The sequence below is a fragment of the Flavipsychrobacter stenotrophus genome (assembly GCF_002954265.1).
Taxonomy (GTDB): Bacteria; Bacteroidota; Bacteroidia; order Chitinophagales; family Chitinophagaceae; genus Flavipsychrobacter; species Flavipsychrobacter stenotrophus.
In genome coordinates, this window is record NZ_PPSL01000012.1 from 26,602 (window position 1) to 46,423 (window position 19,822).

Annotated in this window: 14 protein-coding genes; 6 read left to right on the top strand and 8 right to left on the bottom strand. The window is 40.6% G+C overall.

What is annotated here, in order from left to right:
• Positions 1 to 289 precede the first annotated feature (289 nt).
• The 6 genes from CJD36_RS22395 to CJD36_RS22420 all read right to left on the bottom strand — a co-directional run bounded on the left by CJD36_RS22395 (position 290) and on the right by CJD36_RS22420 (position 8,541).
• Positions 290 to 3,334: an efflux RND transporter permease subunit gene (locus CJD36_RS22395; RefSeq protein ID WP_105041445.1), complete on the bottom strand. Its 3,045-nt coding sequence runs from the start codon at positions 3,332 to 3,334 to the stop codon at positions 290 to 292.
• Between the two features lie 6 nt (positions 3,335 to 3,340).
• On the bottom strand, positions 3,341 to 4,270 hold the full coding sequence (locus CJD36_RS22400; protein ID WP_105041446.1) for an efflux RND transporter periplasmic adaptor subunit: 930 nt from the start codon (positions 4,268 to 4,270) through the stop codon (positions 3,341 to 3,343).
• Between the two features lie 6 nt (positions 4,271 to 4,276).
• On the bottom strand, positions 4,277 to 5,512 hold the full coding sequence (locus CJD36_RS22405; RefSeq protein ID WP_105041447.1) for a TolC family protein: 1,236 nt from the start codon (positions 5,510 to 5,512) through the stop codon (positions 4,277 to 4,279).
• A 62-nt stretch (positions 5,513 to 5,574) separates the two neighbouring features.
• Positions 5,575 to 6,825: a sensor histidine kinase gene (locus CJD36_RS22410; protein WP_105041448.1), complete on the bottom strand. Its 1,251-nt coding sequence runs from the start codon at positions 6,823 to 6,825 to the stop codon at positions 5,575 to 5,577.
• Positions 6,822 to 7,499, bottom strand: a complete 678-nt coding sequence (locus CJD36_RS22415; RefSeq protein ID WP_105041449.1) for a response regulator transcription factor — start codon at positions 7,497 to 7,499, stop codon at positions 6,822 to 6,824. The genes CJD36_RS22410 and CJD36_RS22415 overlap by 4 nt, the downstream gene beginning before the upstream one ends.
• Positions 7,500 to 7,524: 25 nt before the next feature.
• Positions 7,525 to 8,541, bottom strand: coding sequence for a YncE family protein (locus CJD36_RS22420; RefSeq protein WP_105041450.1), 1,017 nt, complete (start codon positions 8,539 to 8,541; stop codon positions 7,525 to 7,527).
• A gap of 138 nt (positions 8,542 to 8,679) precedes the next feature.
• On the opposite strand from CJD36_RS22420, the gene CJD36_RS22425 reads away from it, so the two are divergent.
• The 6 genes from CJD36_RS22425 to CJD36_RS22450 all read left to right on the top strand — a co-directional run bounded on the left by CJD36_RS22425 (position 8,680) and on the right by CJD36_RS22450 (position 16,909).
• Entirely contained in the window at positions 8,680 to 9,138 is a 459-nt protein-coding gene (locus CJD36_RS22425; protein ID WP_105041451.1) for a DUF2147 domain-containing protein, read from the top strand.
• Between the two features lie 119 nt (positions 9,139 to 9,257).
• Complete coding sequence (locus tag CJD36_RS22430) at positions 9,258 to 10,118, top strand: glycosyltransferase family 2 protein (protein WP_105041452.1); 861 nt, start codon at positions 9,258 to 9,260, stop codon at positions 10,116 to 10,118.
• 81 nt (positions 10,119 to 10,199) lie between these two features.
• The gene (locus tag CJD36_RS22435; RefSeq protein WP_105041453.1) at positions 10,200 to 10,628 is read left to right on the top strand and encodes a PepSY-like domain-containing protein; all 429 of its coding nucleotides are present in this window, start codon (positions 10,200 to 10,202) and stop codon (positions 10,626 to 10,628) included.
• A gap of 139 nt (positions 10,629 to 10,767) precedes the next feature.
• Entirely contained in the window at positions 10,768 to 12,015 is a 1,248-nt protein-coding gene (locus CJD36_RS22440; protein WP_105041454.1) for a T9SS type A sorting domain-containing protein, read from the top strand.
• 376 nt (positions 12,016 to 12,391) lie between these two features.
• Positions 12,392 to 15,532 carry a GAF domain-containing protein gene (locus CJD36_RS22445; RefSeq protein WP_105041455.1) on the top strand — a complete coding sequence of 1,047 codons (3,141 nt, stop codon included), beginning with the start codon at positions 12,392 to 12,394 and terminating at the stop codon, positions 15,530 to 15,532.
• A gap of 258 nt (positions 15,533 to 15,790) precedes the next feature.
• Entirely contained in the window at positions 15,791 to 16,909 is a 1,119-nt protein-coding gene (locus CJD36_RS22450) for an ATP-grasp domain-containing protein (protein ID WP_161499424.1), read from the top strand.
• A gap of 219 nt (positions 16,910 to 17,128) precedes the next feature.
• Here CJD36_RS22450 and CJD36_RS22455 read toward each other — a convergent pair whose 3' ends face one another.
• Both CJD36_RS22455 and CJD36_RS22460 read right to left on the bottom strand, forming a co-directional pair.
• The gene (locus CJD36_RS22455; protein ID WP_105041457.1) at positions 17,129 to 18,961 is read right to left on the bottom strand and encodes a PAS domain-containing sensor histidine kinase; all 1,833 of its coding nucleotides are present in this window, start codon (positions 18,959 to 18,961) and stop codon (positions 17,129 to 17,131) included.
• Positions 18,962 to 19,096: 135 nt separating this feature from the next.
• Entirely contained in the window at positions 19,097 to 19,561 is a 465-nt protein-coding gene (locus tag CJD36_RS22460) for a hypothetical protein (RefSeq protein WP_133162762.1), read from the bottom strand.
• Positions 19,562 to 19,822: the final 261 nt, after the last annotated feature.

The following is a 19,822-nucleotide window of genomic DNA, read 5'->3' on the forward strand; positions in this document are numbered from 1 at the left end:
GAATTTAGCAATGCGGGCCTGTTTTTTCGCTATAAACATGTATTTAGGTATTATGTCACAACCTTATCTTTAATATCTTCCACTGTAGTTAATTTGTACAATCAAAACTACATTGATGGAAGGCTAATTTTGATATTTTCGCTCAAGCATATGCCCTATAATTATATTTATAAATTTTTCCTGGTTAAACCCTTTTCAGCCTTCAATGTCACATTATTCTAAGCTTTGATTGCAGTTAAGTGTGCATAAAACGGAAAATAAAATTGCTATGTTATAAGGGCTGCTTTGTCTAAGATAATATATCGGCCAATGACACCTGTTCATTTTTATGGATGATCCTTAAAAAACTTGGCAATACAATAAGTAGCAAAACTAATGCTACTAGGAAGCCGCCAATAACGGCTATAGCTAACGGCTGGTGCAACTGTGCCCCTGTGCCAATCCCTAAAGCCAAGGGGGCAAGTGCGATAATTGCGCCAAGGGCAGTCATCAGCTTTGGCCGTAGCCTGGTAGAAATAGAATAAATAATGGCATCGTCTACACTGCTGGTAAGTAAAGACTCCCGGAACTGGAGATAGGTAAATATGGCATTCTCCCCAATTATCCCTACTATCATGATCAGTCCGGTATAGCTGCCTACATTAAGGGGCGTATGCGTGATAAATAATGCGAGGTAGCTTCCTGAAATACCTAGTAGTGCTACTATGACAATAACGAGTGCCACTTTTATCTTCCTGAACAGGAATAGGATAACAGCAAAAACCAATAGGGTCGATGTAAGCAGGATAACAAGCAGCTCCTTGAATGACTGTTGCTGGTCTGAGTACGAACCACCATATTCTATGTGGTAGCCTCGGGGCAGAACAACGTTTGATGTTATCTGTGTCTGAATATCCTTCATCACGCCGCCAAGGTCACGATTATCAAGACGGGAGGTAACCACTCCTATCGATTGGAGATTTTCTCTTTGTATCTCTGCATCTCCGGTATTAATAGTAATACTAGCCAATTCGGTTATCGGTTTCATCCTGCCGTCAGGGAGAAAAATAAGCATCTTATTGATGTCCGCTGCGGAAAGTTTTCGGTTGCATGGATGAACCAACCGAATATTGGATACTTGCTCCTTCTCGAGAATGTTACCTGCTATATTTCCTTCCAGTGCCGTTTGCATCTGGTATTGGAACGATACGGGCGTGATACCGAATTGCGCCAGCTTTGAATAGTCAGGAACCACACTTAGCGACGGCCCGGCTATCACTATTCCGTTGAACACATCAGCAGTGCCTTTTACATTTGAAATGACTTCAGCAACATTATTGGACAGCTTCCTTAGTATTTGCTGGTCATCGCCATATATCTTTATCTCTACCGGTTGCACCGACGTCATCAGGTCTCCCAGCATATCTCCGATAACCTGTCCGAAATCGACACGCAATGCGGGTTGTGTAGATTCTATTTTCTGCCTTATCGAAGCTATCACATCGTCTGTGGTTGCCGACCTGTCTTTTTTAAGTTGTATCAGGTAATCCCCCCTGTTAGGCTCGGTGATGAAGAAGCCCATTTGTGTGCCGGTCCTCCTGGAGTATGCCTGCACGTCTTTCTCTTTCGTTATTATCTTCTCTACTTCTCTAAGCATCCGGTCTGTTTCTTCAAGTGATGTGCCGGGCGGGGAAGAGTAATCGAGTACAACGCTACCTTCATCCATTTCCGGAAGGAAGCCGGTTTGCAGCTTCGGAAGTATCAGGACAATGCATAGGATGAGCACGGCGGAAACAATGATACTGATATACGGCCTGTGGATAAAGAACGAGATCCAACGCTGTGTCTTCACCGGATGTTCCTTCTTTTTCGTAGCAGCAGGTATCTTTCTGGTAAAAAGGAGGTAGATAACCGGCAGGCCTATCCAAGTAACAAAAAAGGAACATAGCAGGGTGACGATCATAGTATTTGTAAGCACCTTGAAATAGGCCCCTGCAACACCCGTCATCAAAGTAAAGGGAATAAAAATTACTATCGTGCTTATGGATGACCCCACCATGGCCGGGAACAGGTACCTGACTGCCTTTTGCACCAACTTTTCTGTAGGCTCGCCTGGGTGTTCCTCGTGGGTCCGGTGTATCTGCTCCACTACTACTATCGCGTCATCAATGATCAGTCCTATGGCTGCGGCTATAGCGCCAAGGGTCATAATGTTAAGCGAATACCCCATGAAGTAGATCACAACAAGAGTAAGACACAAGGTGACCGGTATCGTAACCAGAATGGTGGCACTAGCCTTGAATGAACGGAGAAAGATCACGGCGACGATGATTGCAAGAGCAAGACCTATCCACAAACTGTCCGTTACACTTTTTACTGAGTCCTTGACAAAGTCAGCCTGCACATAATAGGGACTTATATCCACTCCTTTGGGGAGTATCTTTTTAAGGTCCTTTATGCGCTTCTCTATGTCAGCCGATACAGTCAGCAAATTGGCATTGGGCTGTTTGATCACTGCGACCAGAAGGGCGTCTTTTCCGTTAGCATTGATCCTCGTGTACTCTGTTGCTTCGCTTATGCTGACTTCGGCAATATCCTTGAGCAATATAATCCTCTTGCCGTCATTGCGGATTACCAGGGCATTAAGTTCATCTACGTTATGTACTGTAGCGTCTGTTACAGCAAGGTAAAGATACCTGTAGTCAGCAAGATAACCATTCGATTTTATGAAGTTGGTTTGTGACAAGGATGTATTTACCGCATCTGGATTTATCCCTAATGCTGTCATTTTTTCTTTATCGAGCGAGACCCGGTATTCTTTTTGCTTGCCTCCTATAACCCTTATTTCAGATACTCCGTCGGCCTGCGAAAGAAATGGTTTTATAGTAAATGTTGCAAGTTGCTTTAACTCGATTGGAGATAGGTCATGGCTCTCCAATGTGTAACCCATCACAGGTAATATAGATGGATTCATTTTCTCCACTACTATCTGGGTTTCTGGAGGCAGGGTGCTTCTTATTTCGTTGATCTTTGACTCGATTCGCTGCTGGCTCAGGTCTATATTGGCATTCCAGTCCATAAAGGCAGATATCTCACAACTCCCCCTGCTGGTAGTGCTTCTTACTGTATGGAGGTCAGGTACCTGCTTGATGGCATTTTCCAATGGTTTCGTAACGGTAACCATCATTTTATTTACTGGCATCAGGCCCGCATCCGCTATGATCTTGATCTTTGGGAATGTTATTTCAGGAAATAGACCCGTCTGTAGCTTGCTGTAAGCAAACAATCCACCCATGACAATGATGGCCAGTAATACAGCAAGAGGATTTTTATAGGAGACAAAGAAATTTTTCATGCAGATCTATTGAACAATTTTTACTTTGGCGGTATCACTCAACCCATAATTGCCTGTAACCAATATTTTATCTTCCTGACTGAAGGAAGGTGCTAGAATTTCTACCCAGTCTTTTGTCTCAATGCCTTTTGTAATTTCCACTTTTACCGCGGTAGTGCTATCTGAAATCTTCATTACCCAATAAGTAGTTTGTATGTCATTGCTGAGTATAGCGCTTTTGGGCAGCGATTGTGTTTTTCCCTTTTGTGTCTTCACTATTTTTGCCCTGGCTATCAGGTTTTCAGGTAGTGGGATATTGCTGCTTGTCCTTATAATATAGCTTTCCGTCTGTGATGCGGAGTCCATAACAGGTAGTGATGACTCAACGACACCTTGAAGCACTGTGGCATCTGGTAAAACCAAGGCGACATTTTTTCCTACAGCTATATAACGGCGTAATTCATATGGTAAGTTCAGGATAAACGCAAAACTGGTCCTATCACTGATTACAGCCAACTGCTCCCCATCCTGCACATAATCGCCCGACTGGTGGCTAAGTTGCGTAATATAACCACTTGAGGTAGCAACAATCTTATTTTCGCCTGAAAATTTGAATGAAGGGTCAAGCTTGCTGATCGTGTTGCCTATACTTTGTGATTCCTTGGTCTTGACGGTAAAGAGCACCTCTCCCTTGCTTACAAACTTGCCTATCCTGATATTTACGGTTTGTATATAGCCGCCTGCATTGGCCTTGACATAACTTTTACGCAAGAAAGACGAAGTAGCATTCAGCTCAATATACTCGCTGATCGGGCCGGAAACAACATTAGTAACCGTGACAGGCGTAGTGACTTCTTTTGTGGTTTCTGCCGTAGTCTCTCCGGCTTTACCTTTACATCCCCACAGGTATAGACAAAGCGAAAGCAGGGGTATGAACCGTTTACATATTGACAGCATAAGGTTTTATTTGTTCCAGTAATTAATTTGGTTGATGACCTGTAGTCTGCTGATATTGTTTTGTGCCAGCAGGTTTTTGGCATTGAGATAATTATTGATTGCAATGACAAAATCTGCAATTTTAGCATCGCCGCTTGTCAATAGCCGACCATTTACGCTTATAAGCGTTTCTGCATATCTTATCTGTTTGTTGATATCTGTAATAAGTGATTCGACATTATCCAACTGTTGCTTCAGCTGGGCTTGCTGCTGGTCGTACTGTGCGTTAAAAAAGTTTTTATAATGTGCCACAGTATTCTGCAGATAGCTTATTTTCTGCGTTTTCAGCTTCCTCTGATGGCCATCGTAGATAGGTACTGTAAAGTTAAGGCCGAAACCCGTCCCCAAAGTTTTGTAGACCTGGTACAACGCGGAGGTATTGTACCCGGCGTTAGCATAAATTCCCAGTTTGGGTCGATAACTATAGTTCAGTAAAGCCTGGTTATTATCCAGGATCATACTGTCTAGCATAAATTTTTTATAAAATACGGAGGATGTTTTATCCGGCAGTGGTAATACTGTTATGTCCGGGGGGGTAAGTGACACCAAACCTGTATCAAAAATACCACACAAATAGTTCAATGTGGCAAAATCTGTTTGGTATTGCAGGTGCAGCTGTCTTATCTGCAGTTCCTGCTGTTGCAAGGTAACCAGAAACGTCAGGTAATCAGTTTGCCTGTAAATATTGCTTTCCGTTAGTTTCCTCAATAACGTGTCTTCCTGCGAAAGCAGCTTATGGATTTCTTCATTAAACTGTAGTTGTTGCCAGTCGCCATAGGCGATGATGTATTGGTTAGTGATCGAACGCCTGATGTCCTGCTCGGACATCTTTTTGCCGTTGCGTAAAGAATCGCCCTGTAGCCGGACTGTACCTAGTTGGGCCGCCTTGTTTTTTCTGCCTGTAAATGCCTGGTCTACACTTACCAGGGAACTATAGGTGCCATTATTGGTAACCGCTGGGTCGTAACCATAACCATTTATTACCGGGGCATAAAAATTACTGCTTGTAAAGTTTGCCTGGGGTTTATAAACAGACTTGACCAACTGGCTGTCTATCCCGGCAGACAAGATCTGGTTGTCATAATCCTTGAGCAACGGACTGTTGGACAATCCTGTTGCGACATAATATTCCAGGTCATATTGCTGGCAGTATGCGTCACGGAAAGAGAGAATGAATAAAAAAGCAACAAGGACCTTTGCCATTAGTAAAACGGATTATTTCCTGTGTCAAAGGAACATACTAAAACTGAAGAAAAAAGGAAGATTTAAAATAGCAGGGTAAATGTATGCCTGCCGTCTTTAAAACTGTATTCCAGCCGATAGCCGGCTGCGTCGCATATCCGCTTTACGATAGCTAATCCAAGTCCATTGCCGTCCTCTGTAGTATTGCCGTCCCTAAAAAAGCGTTTGAAAAGGTTTTCCTCTTTTATTTCTTCTAGCTCGGAGGTATTTGAAATGGATAGCTGGCCGGATTTCAGGGATATGCCGATCCAACCATCCGTGGTATTGTATCTTACCGCGTTATTCAATAGGTTACCGACTACGATTTCCGCAAGGTATGCGTGGAAGCGGACGGTTACGGGCTGGTATTGGATGAATTCCAGATGCAGCCCTTTTGAGGAAATGATATCGAGGATCTCGTCCAGTTTTTCCTGCATTACTTCGTCTATTTTAACCAGGTCAGCCATAGGGAATTGGGAGTGCTCAATTTTTGTGAGCAGCAACAGCGACTGGTATAGCTTGGATAGTTTTCTTACCGCATTTTCAATATCGTTTACTTGGTCAGCATTTTTTTGAAGCAACGCCTCATTCTGCAAGATCAATTCCAGCCTCGTTCTTATCACCGACAAAGGTGTCTGCATCTCATGTGCTGCGTTGCCGGTAAATTCTTTCAATGATTGGAAATCGGCTTGTACACGGCTTGTCATTTCCTGGATATTCTCGTTCAGTAGGTCAAACTCATCAATGTCAGTTTTTGGAAAGGCCGGATGCGCTTTTTCTTCAATGTCATATCCCCTTATAAAACTTATGGTATTATAGAAGGGTTGCCAAAGACGCGTAAGGACGGCCCTGTTAATGAGATAGCCCGCCAACAAAATGAGCGCTATCATACCTATCGTTATTGCAACTACCACTTGGAGCAGGCTTTCGTTTTCTTCAAGTGGTTTGCTGACAACAATAGTGAATGTATTGTTTGAGACGGCCATTCCGAATTGCACTTGCCGGGACCATTCCTTTGCCCTGGCATATTGGACATATGTATTCTTGAAAGTAGGGGTTGCCGGTCCGGGAATATTGAGATAATCAATGTACTGGTCTTCCGTATTGACAATTTCTGGCAGCTTGCCATACTTTCTGGCGTAAGTTATAATCTCCTCTTTCTCGTTACCCAGTGCTTCATCAATCTGCTGGATAAATATGTATTGCATGAGGAAGTAAAATACACAGCTGCCAACCAAAAAAATGATGATGGTTACAGTCAGGTTCACCCTGTTATATTTTGCAAATAGCTTCATCGGTAGCTGAATTTATATCCCGTCCCGTAGATGCTGTGCAAATAGTCGCCACATCCGGCCTGTTGTAGTTTCTTCCTAAGATTCTTGATATGGGCATACATAAAGTCAAAATCCTCAACAAGATCCATGTTGTCTCCCCACAGGTATTCAGCAAGTGTATTCTTAGTGAGCACTTTGTTTTTATTGATAATAAAATACAACAGGAATTTATATTCGGTTTTGGTCAGCGCAACCGGTTTATCGTTGATACTTACCTCCGAATTATCCGTATCGACGATTATCTCCTCAAATTTCACAAGGTTACCTGCAAGGGAATTCTTCCTTCTGACAATGGCAGAAATACGCATACTTAGCTCGGCAAGATGGAATGGCTTTGTCAGGTAGTCATCCGCCCCGAGTTTAAGACCAGCCAGTTTATCATCCAGCGAATTTTTTGCAGAGATGATAATCACTCCATCCAACTTGCGCTCCGTTCTCAATTCTTTAAGTAAATCGAGGCCGCTGCCCCCCGGAAGCATGATGTCGAGTATAATACAGTCGTAGTCGTAAAGGTCTATTTTTTGCAGTGCGTCCCTATAGTTGAGTACCGACTCGCACAGGTATCCCTGCGAGGTCAAATATTCGACCATGCTATTATTGAGCGACCGCTCATCTTCAACAATCAGTATTTTCATTAATTGGTTTATGTCCTATTTTCATTTAGTTGCCTTCACCAACAACCAGCACTTCAAACGATCCCGGGGTTATGTTTGGTCTCTTTCCGTTTTCCGCCTTTTCAAAAGCTGCCGTAGGCAGGTATAGCAAGTGCGTTACTGGGTCCAGTGCTATAGTCCTGGCACCTTTTTTTGTGGGCATATTGGCTACCACAATGTACTGGTCGGCAGATTTTTCCTTTATTATAGTAAGCGTCCCGCTGCCATTAGAACTATATACCTGCTTCACCGACGGATCGAAAGCCACACCGTCGCACCCGTCACCGATAGGGATTTCCTTTACCACCTTACCGTTATCTGCATCCATCACTACAAGTATCTTGTTGCTGCAACCGGCAAACAGCCTCCTCGTCTTTATGTCCATTGCCAGCCCTGACGGTTCTTCGCCTTTTCCCGTATGCCATCTGTTTACCACAGCAAATTCTTTGGCGTCAATGGCTACCACCTCGTTTTTATCTTCTATGTTGACGAATAATTCACCTTTTTCGTCGGATACGGCTGTTTCCGGCTTGCCGCCTAAAGGTATTGTTTTTATAACTTTATTTGTAGCTGGGTCAACGATACTGATATCATTGCTGCGCCCGTTGCAGACTATTATTTTTTTTGAAAAAACATCATACATCACGGCATCCGGATTTTCACCAACAGATATCTTGCCGGTAACCTTATTTGTTTTTATATCGAATATAGTAAGGTCGTTGCTTCTACCGTTGCTCGTATAACCTCTGCCAAATTCGGGAGCGAAGGCAATACCGTGTACGCCTTCGGTGTTAGGTATTTTATTCACTGTTTCACCGTTTGTCTTGTCAACAATATTTACCTCAGTTCCGTGCGCAATATATAAATAAGGCTGCACCGGACTCACCGCGAGATAATCCCACTTGCCATCACCGTTTATGTGAAAGGTTTTCTGGATATGGCAGTTGCTTTTTTGAGCATGGGTTGTTGTGCCTGCAAATAACATCAATAATGCAACGCCTATTTGAAAAGAAGTTCTTGTCATTTTTTTGATTTTTAATATGGCAATTTGGATAGTAAAACTGAACTAATTCTGAATTCAGGTTGGTAGTCCGAACTTACCACTTTTTGCATACAGAATTCATTCAGGATTCCAACAAATCTTTGTACCTATTCATTTCATATGCGGTTAGGGATATTATTCGGGATAGGGCTATTGTTGAATATGGGTTGCTTTGCACAGTGCCCTTTTCGGGAGGGAGAGGGCGACGGAATATTGGGTCGATGGGAAAATGTTGATCATACCCTTGGAATTGAGGTATATAAGTCAGGTGAGGACTTCAAGGCCAAGATTATTTGGTTTCGCGACCATGACAATCTGGCCAACCCTGCGGATAAGCGTAAAGATGCCCATAATCCTTATCCATTGCTCAGAGACAGAAAAATAGTGGGTATGGATGTCCTCCGGGGGTTGATCTATAATAAAAAAGAAAAGCGCTGGGAAAATGGTTTTATTTACGATGCTACTTCAGGTAGGGAATGGTCATCCAGTGCAACCCTTTCGACCAACGGAAGACTGAGGGTTCGGGGGTATTGGAAATTTGAATGGATAGGTAGGACAATGACATTTATTAGGCTCTAGTATTCCCTTTTTGATATTGGGATAATGCATAAAATGGTTCGGGTGCTCTCGTTATTCAGAAAGGCTTCAGAATTGAAAGAAATATTTGCTTGTAGTTAATAGACACAAAGCAAGAGACTATGGGTGACGAGCGCGTATTTAGTATTCTGATTTCCACGTGGAATAATCTTGACCTTCTAAAAATAACAATAGGCAGCCTGAAAAAAAATTCTGCATACCTGCACCAGATAATCGTGCATGTAAACGAAGGCAATGATGGTACGGTAGGTTGGTTGCGGGACAATGGAATTGAATATACCTATACAAAGCTCAACGTAGGTGCCTGTTACAGCAGGAACATTTGTTCTTCATTGGCAGAATGCGAATATGTGCTCCTGTCAGAAGACGCCAATTATTTTTGTCCGGGTTGGGATATGCACCTACTTAGTGCCGTAAAAGAGCAAAAGGATGATTTCTGGTGTATTTCAGCTACCAGCATTAAGCATTCCCCTACAAACGAAAGATCAGTAATCGCTCCGTATTATTTTGGGGATTCAGCTGAATCCTTTAATGAGCAGTTGCTGCTTGTTGGTTTTGACCAGTTACCATTTGACAACTGGACTGGCATCAATAGGCAGGCTTTGCTATTGAAGAGGATAATTTGGAGTGCAATTGGGGGATTGAGTGTGGAGTTCAATCCCGGCGCGTCTTCGGATACTGACCTTGCCATGAAATTATGGACTTTAGGAGTGCGGCTATTTTGGGGTATCGCAAACAGCCGTGTTTACCACATAGGAAAACAAGAGGCAAGAATAGCAAAACAAAACAATGGAGAGAGAAAGTTCCTGCAAAAATGGGGCATTTCAACAGGTACATTTCTAACATACTACATAACCGGTGACAGTATGCAGCCTGGACAAAGAAGCGTTCCCTTTTCTGTTTCGATGAAAGATTTCCTACTTCGCTTGTGGCATGACTCTCGGCACGTCAGGGGTTACTAAGTATTTATGATCCGACGTTTTCATTCAGAATACCTTCAGAATTGAAATTAAACTTTGCTTTTATTATTCAAAAAAACTATTATGAAAAAATTAATCATTATTGCGGGGATAGGCCTGATGGGGGCAACCGCTGTGTACGCACAAAAGATCAATGAATCAAAAGTTCCGGCTGCGGCCAAGAACGCTTTTATGAAACAATTTCCTGGTGTTAACGCCAAATGGGAAAAAGAGGGTGCGGATTTCGAAGCCGGCTTTGACAAGGGTGGCAAGAAAATGTCGGCCGTATTTGCTTCTGACGGTTCATGGAAAGAAACTGAAACAAGCATAGCCGTATCTGCGCTTCCTACCGCAGCACAGCAATACGTAAAGAAGAACTATCCTTCTGAAAAAATAAAGGAAGCCGCAGAAATAAAAAAAGCCAATGGTTCAATTGTGTATGAAGCCGAGATCAAAGGCGGGGACCTGTTGTTTGACCAAAACGGAACTTTTATCAAATCCAGCAAGGATTAAATAATACCGGCAGGGCACCCTGCCGGTATTGCATTTAGAAGTTCAACCATTACATATCGTAAGGTAAACGTTTTACCACTTGCAATGCAATTGAAACTCATCGACTAAATGGCAATTCCAATCAATAAAAAACAAAAAAATGAAATTATTTATAGCCTCGATTACCGTCTTCATTTTGCTATCAACAGTCGCTGTAAGCAATGCGCAGATTAAAATACTCTTTGATGCATCGAAGGCCGAGATGGCTGGCAATGCAGATTGGGTTATTGATGCGGACCAGTATAATATAAAGTTTAGTAGCTCGACAGGCTTGCCGTATCTGGCAAGCGGAAGCAACAAAAGCAATCCCGCCCAAATACCAACCCCGTCGCAAAGCGGTATATCGGCCACTACGGCAGAAACGTACTGGACTGGTGCGATATCGGCATGGGCCGTGGACTGCGTAAAAAAGGGCTACACGGTTGAATCTTTGCCATGGGACGGGCGCATTACATACGGAGATGCAAGCAACACACAGGATCTTTCAAACTATAAAGTATTCATCGCAGATGAACCCAATATACCTTTTTCTACTACAGAAAAGACGGCCCTCATAATGTTTGTACAAGCGGGCGGTAGTCTTTTTATGATATCCGACCACAATATAAGCGACAGAAATGGTGACGGATGGGATTCTCCACGCATATGGAATGATTTAATTGCCAATAATACCATACAGCCATACCCGTTCGGCATCTATTTCGATACTACCGACTTTTCCCAGACAACTACAAATATTTCGGCTTCTGCAAGCGATTCGATAATTCACGGGCCTATGGGTTCTGTTACCGAGGTGCAATGGTCTGGTGGCACAACTATGACTCTAAATCTTGCGCAGAATCCATCTGTAAAAGGAGTTGTATTCAAAACAGGAACCACGCCGGGCAATACCAATGCAATGGTAGCCTACGCAAGATTTGGACAAGGTAAAGTTGCAGCGATCGGAGACAGTTCACCTACTGATGATGGCACAGGTAATCCCAATAGTACTTTATATCCTGGCTATTTTGGTGATGCCGCAGGTAACCATCAACTGCTGCTTATGAAAATCACTATCTGGCTGGCAGGCATACCCTCTTTATCTATCGTTTCGGCTATAGATCACAGGCAGCCGACAATAAAAATATTGCCCAACCCTTCCCACGGGATTATCCACTTATCAAGCGATACACAGTTATTTGATATACATTTTTCGGTTTACAACAGTGCAGGCCAAATTGTCTCCACGAAAATAATAGACACAATAGTAGGGGTCACAGATCTCGACGTAAGTTTACCCACAGGTTTTTATATTTATAAGTTTGAGAATAGCCTGACCTCTATAACAGGACGCTTCCTCGTGGATTGATCCTGCCAGAGCTAATCTAGTATTACTATCCAATTTTTAAATTAGAAAGGACAAAATATTTACATGTGTGGCTGACTATCGGCGCGTACAGAACGTACAGCCGAAATAACCTAGATGTCCATGGTGAATATACAATGTCACATATAGTGCCAAGTTGCGCTGAAAGAACTATTCCCGACAAGAAGAAAACAAACAATGGCTGGTAACTATTGAATAATAAATTATAACTGTTATTGATTGAATTACATATAACTTCAATGAAATAATGAGTATAGGTAACTGTCAAGTAAAGACAATGCCGGGATGAAGCCGATAGACAGAAAATTTTCCAACTCTATCGGAATGTGAATTTATTTTGACCGTAACCTGAATTATTATGATAGCAAATGAAACGCTGAAACAACAGATAAAGGATTTTTTTGGAAATATTGAATCTATCCCCGAAATCTTACAGCCGTTTATTTTGAAAGTTGGAGAAACTTACTCGGAATTTGAACTAGTAGGACGTGATATTGCAAATTTGGGAATTCTAAACACGGAGTTGAGTCAGAACAAACAGCCTGAACATGAAAGCAAAGTTGCAAAGCAGATGCTTGATAAAGCGAAACGTATGTATTCCTTTCTCAGTCAAATCAATCAAGCGATTGTTCACTCCCGCGACGCCGAAACTATTTTTAAAAATGCTTGCGAAGTCGCAATTGCATCTGGCGAATTTAAGTCAGCTTGGATTGGCATATTTGACAACTTACACAAGACAATAAATATTGTTGAGGGCCGGGGTGTTCTTGAAGAGGACGTCGTCCCTTTTACAACAGCTATTTATGAAAGCACTGGGCCACAGTACTATGTGCTGCAAACTGGCACTTATTTTATTTGCAACGATATAAAAAATGACACTACTATTGGCAAATGGAAGTCTTTCGCGGAACTACGCGGATATGGATCTTGTATGGTACTGCCGATAAGAAAATCTGGACAGATCGTCGGCTCCTTCAATTTGTTTGCTTCTACTCCCAATGCCTTTACGTCCGAAGAAATTGCCTTGCTGGTAGAAGCAGCAGGTGATATTTCATTTGCGCTTGATGTATTTGAGAAAGAAGATAGATTAAAACATAGCGAATTGCGCCTTAATCAGGCCCAGGCTATAGCTAATATTGGTAGCTGGGAACTAAATTTGTCTACACGATATATTTTATGGTCTAAACAACACTGCATAATATATGGCTTGCCAGGTGAGCATAACATCCATTCATTGCCAAAATGGGTGTCTTTTATACACCCAGACGACAGGGCCAATGTTTTAACTACAATCAAAGAAGTGGAAGAGTCTTTGCAACCCTGTGCGTTTGCCCACCGAATAATTCGCAAGGACGGGATAGTGAGGTATATTCAATGTGAATGTTACTTTGAATATAATAAGGAAGGACAACCGATTTCCATTTACGGAGTTTCGAATGATGTCACGGAAATGAAAGAAGCAGAAAATAAGCTACTTGGCATGAACCGGCTTTACTCTTTCACCAGCATACTTAATCAAACTATTATACATGTAGATAATGAAAAGGCCCTTTTCGATAAAGTCTGCGATATTTTAATTGACATTGGAAAGTTTAAAATTGCATGGATAGGCATTCCCGACAGAGCAACCAAGAGACTTTTTATGGCGAGCCAGTGTGGTATAAAGACGGAGGATGTACCACGTTTTGAAAACTTCAGATATGATGATTATGGGCCGCAAGAACATGTATTGAAAACGGGCAAGGCATTTATTTGTAATGACATGCAACAAATGGATCCACTGTCTGGCTGGCGGAAATTTGCGCTAAGTCGCCAATGGGGCTCCTTTACTGTTTTTCCCATAAGAAAATTGGGGACTATTGTTGCCACCTTGAATTTATGTGGGAAGGAAGGTCAGTTCTTAAATCCAGATGAGGTTCAATTACTAGAGGAGGCAGCAGGCGAAATATCGTTTGCTCTTGATTCATTTGAAAAAGAAAGATTGCGGCGTGATGCCGAAAAGCGGCTTGAACATAATGAAATGGGTCTGAAGAAGGCTCAGTCTATCGCGCATTTAGGTAGTTGGGAGCTTGACTTTTCAACAGGCGTTGCCACTTGGTCGGAAGAAGCATTAAGAATATATGGACTGCCTACTAACCAGCCTGCACAGTCTTTTGACGTGTGGTTCTCGCACATTCACCCCGATGATAAAGAATTTGTCTCGGAAGAAATAGAGAAAGCTAAAACGACATTTAGCAATACTGCATTATATTTTCGCATTCTAAGAGAAGATGGTTATATAAGGCATGTCCATTCCCAGTCGCAATACTTACTTAATGAAAATGGAGTGCCTGTGGGAATGTATGGTGTCGAGTACGATGTAACCGATATTAAGCAAGCAGAAAGGTCACTGCTACAATCTAAAGCCAACCTACGTCTGATTGTTGATTTAATCCCGCAATCTATATTCGCAATGGACGGCAGCGGCAGGTTTGTATTCGCAAATGTGAGCTTCGCAAACCTATATGGTCTCACACCAAAGGAATTAGTATACAGGAATATCGCTGATTTGATTCCTGATAAAAGTTTGGCCGAACAATATTGTTCTCAAGCAAAGAGGGTTATAGAATCAGGGGAGGTTACGTTGGTGCCGGAAATGCCGTTTACAGACCATTTAGGCAATAAAAAGATATTCTATTCTACAAAGGTGCCCTATACACCAGCCGGCACTGCCAACACAGCTATGCTGGGCATATCTTTAGATATTACAGAACAGAAAAAAGCCGAGTATGAAAAAACAAAAATCATAGCCGATATGGTTCAACGCAATCAAGATCTGGAACAGTTCTCTTACATTGTCTCTCACAACCTTCGCGCGCCGGTGGCCAACATAATAGGCATTGCCCATCTGCTGCAAGGGGAAGAGAACGAAAACGAAAAAGAGACATTGGTAAGAGGGCTGGTAAACTCATCCGAAAAACTTGATGGGGTGATAAGAGACCTGAATTACATTTTGCAAATCAAGCACGACGTACACGAAAAAAAAGAGGTTGTAAAACTGGCAGAATTGTTATCAGATATTCAATTAAGCATCGCAACGTTGCTCAGGAGTGAAGACGTAAGGATTGAAAGCAATTTCGATGAAATAAATGAGTTAGTAACATTTAAAAGTTATTTACACAGTATTATTTTCAATCTCATAAATAATAGTATAAAATATAAACAACCCGCAGTTCAACCTTTAATTGAGATAATGACTAAGGGGACAAAGGAAAACTTCACCTTGATATTTAAGGATAATGGCCTTGGAATAGATCTTGAACGAAATGGCGACAAAATATTCGGCCTTTATAAACGTTTTCATTCCCATCGCGAGGGAAAGGGCATGGGACTGTATATGGTTAAAAACCAAGTAGAAAAAATAGGGGGCAAAATCTTTGTGGAAAGCGAAGTTGATAAGGGTACCATTTTTACGATTGTTTTCACGGATTTAAATTTAGATATGTTTAAAGGAGTGTAATTGGTAGATGCTTGATATCTCTACTTATTTCTAGCTTCTTTTCTCGGTCTAATTAGAAATGTCAATATTTGGCAACCAAGCAAGAAAAGAGAAATTGGAATAGGAATATAAACATGCGGCTTGTAAAATCAAGTTTATAATTTTTTTGATATAGTTTTCTTGTAACAAAATGGTCACTGCAAACCTTTGATTTTTTAGCATTATTTTTGTTTTACCATGTATAACACACTACTCATTTCATCATCTAACTGGGACTCGTTGAAAGAGCTACCAGCCATCTTGAAAAAAAGTAATTGCCAAGTTGATATATTCTCGGCAGGTAATTCCTGGGTACTTCACAATGGATATTATGATAATTGGATAGAAGCACCAGCTGACATCACCGCGTTCATTGAGCACTTGTTGGATTTCTTAAAGGCCAATTTCCATAACTATTGGTGGATTATTCCTGGAGATGATATTACTTTAAGGATACTTAATGATCGAATAACCGATGAGGCATTATTTTATAAAGTTATGCCATTGACGAAAATTGAGAACCGAGCACTATTGGGATCAAAAGCTGGACTTGCTGAATTGTGTACTAAATACAGCATAAAATCACCTAAGCAGCTGGTATATAATGATAACCTTTCCAATTCGCAAATTAGCAATTATCTAGGCTTTCCTTTGATGGTTAAAGTTGATGAAAGTGAAGGCGGATATGGAGTTTTTAAATGTAATAACGAACAAGATTTGGAGAGAAGGCTGGCAGAAATAACACATAAGAAAAATCTGGTTTTCCAGCAAGTGATAATAGGCGAAGACATAAATACTGAAGCACTTTATAAAAACGGATCGTTAGTAGTTTATAATTATTCACTTAGTACAAAGACAATAGGCAATTTTGGCATTTCAACCCGACGTGTATTTATACATAATGATGACCTAGACGATACGCTGAAAAATATAGGTAAAGATTTGGGATTGAACGGATTTGGGAATATTGTTTTTATGCGCGAATCTAACACCGGCGAGTATTATCTTATTGAGATTGATATGCGTCCTAACTCCTGGATGTATTATGGAAAATTTACTGGCAATGACTTTATACAGGGAATAAAAAACATCATGCAAGATAAATTTGATCTGATAAAACCGCCAATAAACATTAAGAACAAAGAACAAATCATCGGAATATACAAAAAAGATGTATACAGGTGTATAACAACAAAAGATTTTAATGGGCTTTTTTATTGGCTACTTAACAAAAACGGCAGCTGGCGTTATATACCGTTGCATGACAAAGTATTATTTAGAAAAGTAAACAAGTTCCTATTGGATACACTTTCGATGTATATAGGTAATTTATTTAGGCGTAAAAAGAAATGGGCGTAAAGTGTTCGCGACACCTCACTTTTTGATTCACATAATTATATGACCGTACTTAAACAGCAAACAGTCAAACATATTCACCATTACAAGTACAAATTAATATGTGTGGTTTATATTACATCAGAAGTAAAATAAACCATACTTTTAATAACACAACTCTATAGCGAACAATTGCGGCTATAATTTGTTCCTGAGTAGACAGCTTTTTCAGATTTTCAATGTTTAAAACGTAACTATAAACTCACTGCCTTCATTTAATTTACTAGTCACTTCTATTTTTCCACCGATAGCTTCTATCTGCGTTTTCGTAATAAACAATCCAATGCCCTTGCTATCATACCCCTGATGGAAAACTTGGTTTAACTTAAATACCCGGTCACGGTATTTTTCCATGTCAATTCCAAGCCCGTTATCTTTCACTGACAGCTGGATTACGTTATTGATGTTGCTTGTCGATATGGTTATTTTCAGTGGCGTATCTTCCTTGCTGTATTTGATCGCATTGCTGATTAAGTTGTAAAGGATGCTCTCGAGATATATTTTAGGGTATGCCAGATTTTGGACTCTAAGATGGAAAATCACGTCTACATTCTTTTGATAAATAATACCCTGCGACTGTTTGATAATGTCGTTGACAATATCTTGAAAATTGCAATCATCGTACTGGATGTCCTTATTGAGCTTGATCTGTGAGAGATCCAACAACAAGTCCAGGTTGTTGAGCAGGGATATACTGCTCTCATGTATCATTGTCAATGCCTCCTTGTCGTCAAATATGCCGTCCTGCTCCGAGATCATTTTTATATTTCCTGCCGGTCCCCTTAGATTATGTGCAACAATCTGGTTCAATCCCTCAAGTTGATTGATCGTGTTCATTAAATTTATCGATGTAGTTTCCAACTCGATATTCTTTCTGCTGATTTCATTGTTAAGTTCCTTTTTTCGGGTCATGTCAACAATGTCGCACACAAAGTATTTGGGGTTATCCATATTGTCCCAAACGAGGGTAACAGTTAGCAGTGTAGTGACTACTTTCCTAGTTTTTGAAACATATCTTTTTTCAACCGAATAGGATGGTATTTCTTTGGTAAGTAGCTTTTTTATCAGTTCTACATCCATATCCACATCGTCAGGATATGTTATATCCCGGTAATGAAGTTTTAATAGTTCTTCTTTTGTGTATTCAGTAAGTTTGCAAATGATATTGTTCACTTCAATCCAATTCCCTCCTAGGCCAAGCAAAGCTTTCCCGGTACCCGAATAGTTAAACGAATTGGCAAATGTCTCCTTACTTATCTTCAATTCTTCCTCTGCAAGTTTCCTTTTATGAATATCTGTGTGGGTGCCGATAAACCGTAATGGAGATCCCTCCTCATTTTTGCTGACTATTATACCTCTGCTGAGTATCCACTTATAAGTCCCGTCCTTGCATTTATACCTAATTTCAGTTGAATAAATTGGAGACGCTCCAGACAGATATTTATTAGCGTTTGCTTCTGCAGTTACCAAATCCTCGGGGTATACTTTTTCAGTCCAATCCGATATTGTTACAATTTCTCCTGAATTATAACCAAATATTTCTTTCCATTTATCAGAAAAAAATATTGTGTTATCCTTTAAGTTCATATCCCACATTCCATCACCTGCCGCATCCAATGCCAGTTTCCACTTGTCTTGAATTATTTCACTTTCGCCATAATGAGCCAGATTTTCCAAGACAATAAATAACAAGTTTTTATCAGGGTGTATGGGAAGTATTCTGATAGAATAGGCTGTAGAGGAATTATTGATATTGGTACGATATACTAAAAAATCATTTTGTCCGGATATAAAGCACTGTTCAACACGGGAATCGCATTGTGCAAAAATGTTGTCGTTACCGGCAACCTCCGCAATCTTTTTGCCTAAATACTTATCTACAGTAAGCTTCAAAGGTGAATTTTCTCTGTCGCAAATTCTGGTCATAGTATGGTCCCTGGCAACTTCAATAACCCGTTCACTTGTTTGCAATAAGGTGTATATTATTGTTTCAATTCGGTCTTTTATGTTCTTCATTTTATTAACTTAAACCTGAGTTTAGCTGGGTAATTTGACTAGCGGAGCAAAGCTATGTTTTAAACATCGAAGATGAGTTTATATGGGTGCATAAATAACTGAAAATTAGCACTATGCATATTAAAAAGCGTCTATTTAACGTATTTTTGCAAGCATTTCAATTTCCGGATTTCCTTCCTGATCCATCCACTGAGGTAAGCAATAGAAATTACCTCTTATTCCTCTCAATTTAAATGGTATCAGCCGATTGTACTTCACGGCGATATTAAGGAACGCAGAAATAAATTTTTCCTTACTGGTTTTTTGTTCTAATACAGGTTCTTTCATTAATAATAAGGCAATGATATCAACAGAGCGTAATGGTTTATTTGCAGTTGCTATGATAAAGGCTATTTTATTAATCCATGTATCTCGATGATTATATTGATTTTCAAGTCTTTTATTCAATCCGACCTGCTTTTTCAGAATTTCCATTTCGGAAAGGAGATTTTTCATTTGATCATTCGCTTCATCTAACTGTTTTTGTTTTTCCAGCAGCTTAGTGTTCAATTTTCTGATTTTTAGTTGGTAGCTTTTTATTAGATTCTCGTTTATTTCCATTACACTATAATTAAATTCAATGAAGATCCTACATATCAACGACGCAAATCTAATGATAATCTAATTATCAGACATTGTAATCTAATTATAATCTAAATCACGGTCAAATAGTTGCCAAATAGCATTCAAACGGTTGTCATCCTATGTTTGCAATAGCAAGTAAATAGAGATAATTTAGGTATTGAATCATTGCAGAAGAAAAGGGGTAAAGAACAAGACTGAGGTTTGTCATTGGGCATTAAGCCTGTTCGCAATGCTAGT

Bases quoted from the DNA above. Each gene is read 5' to 3' on its own strand.
- CJD36_RS22440 (WP_105041454.1), top strand. From the start codon at position 10,768: ATGAAATTATTTATAGCCTCGATTACCGTCTTCATTTTGCTATCAACA.
- CJD36_RS22395 (WP_105041445.1), bottom strand. From the start codon at position 3,334: ATGAAAAATTTCTTTGTCTCCTATAAAAATCCTCTTGCTGTATTACTG.
- CJD36_RS22435 (WP_105041453.1), top strand. From the start codon at position 10,200: ATGAAAAAATTAATCATTATTGCGGGGATAGGCCTGATGGGGGCAACC.
- CJD36_RS22420 (WP_105041450.1), bottom strand. From the start codon at position 8,541: ATGACAAGAACTTCTTTTCAAATAGGCGTTGCATTATTGATGTTATTT.
- CJD36_RS22415 (WP_105041449.1), bottom strand. From the start codon at position 7,499: ATGAAAATACTGATTGTTGAAGATGAGCGGTCGCTCAATAATAGCATG.
- CJD36_RS22410 (WP_105041448.1), bottom strand. From the start codon at position 6,825: ATGAAGCTATTTGCAAAATATAACAGGGTGAACCTGACTGTAACCATC.
- CJD36_RS22455 (WP_105041457.1), bottom strand. From the start codon at position 18,961: ATGAAGAACATAAAAGACCGAATTGAAACAATAATATACACCTTATTG.
- CJD36_RS22405 (WP_105041447.1), bottom strand. From the start codon at position 5,512: ATGGCAAAGGTCCTTGTTGCTTTTTTATTCATTCTCTCTTTCCGTGAC.
- CJD36_RS22425 (WP_105041451.1), top strand. From the start codon at position 8,680: ATGCGGTTAGGGATATTATTCGGGATAGGGCTATTGTTGAATATGGGT.
- CJD36_RS22460 (WP_133162762.1), bottom strand. From the start codon at position 19,561: ATGGAAATAAACGAGAATCTAATAAAAAGCTACCAACTAAAAATCAGA.
- CJD36_RS22430 (WP_105041452.1), top strand. From the start codon at position 9,258: ATGGGTGACGAGCGCGTATTTAGTATTCTGATTTCCACGTGGAATAAT.
- CJD36_RS22445 (WP_105041455.1), top strand. From the start codon at position 12,392: ATGATAGCAAATGAAACGCTGAAACAACAGATAAAGGATTTTTTTGGA.
- CJD36_RS22400 (WP_105041446.1), bottom strand. From the start codon at position 4,270: ATGCTGTCAATATGTAAACGGTTCATACCCCTGCTTTCGCTTTGTCTA.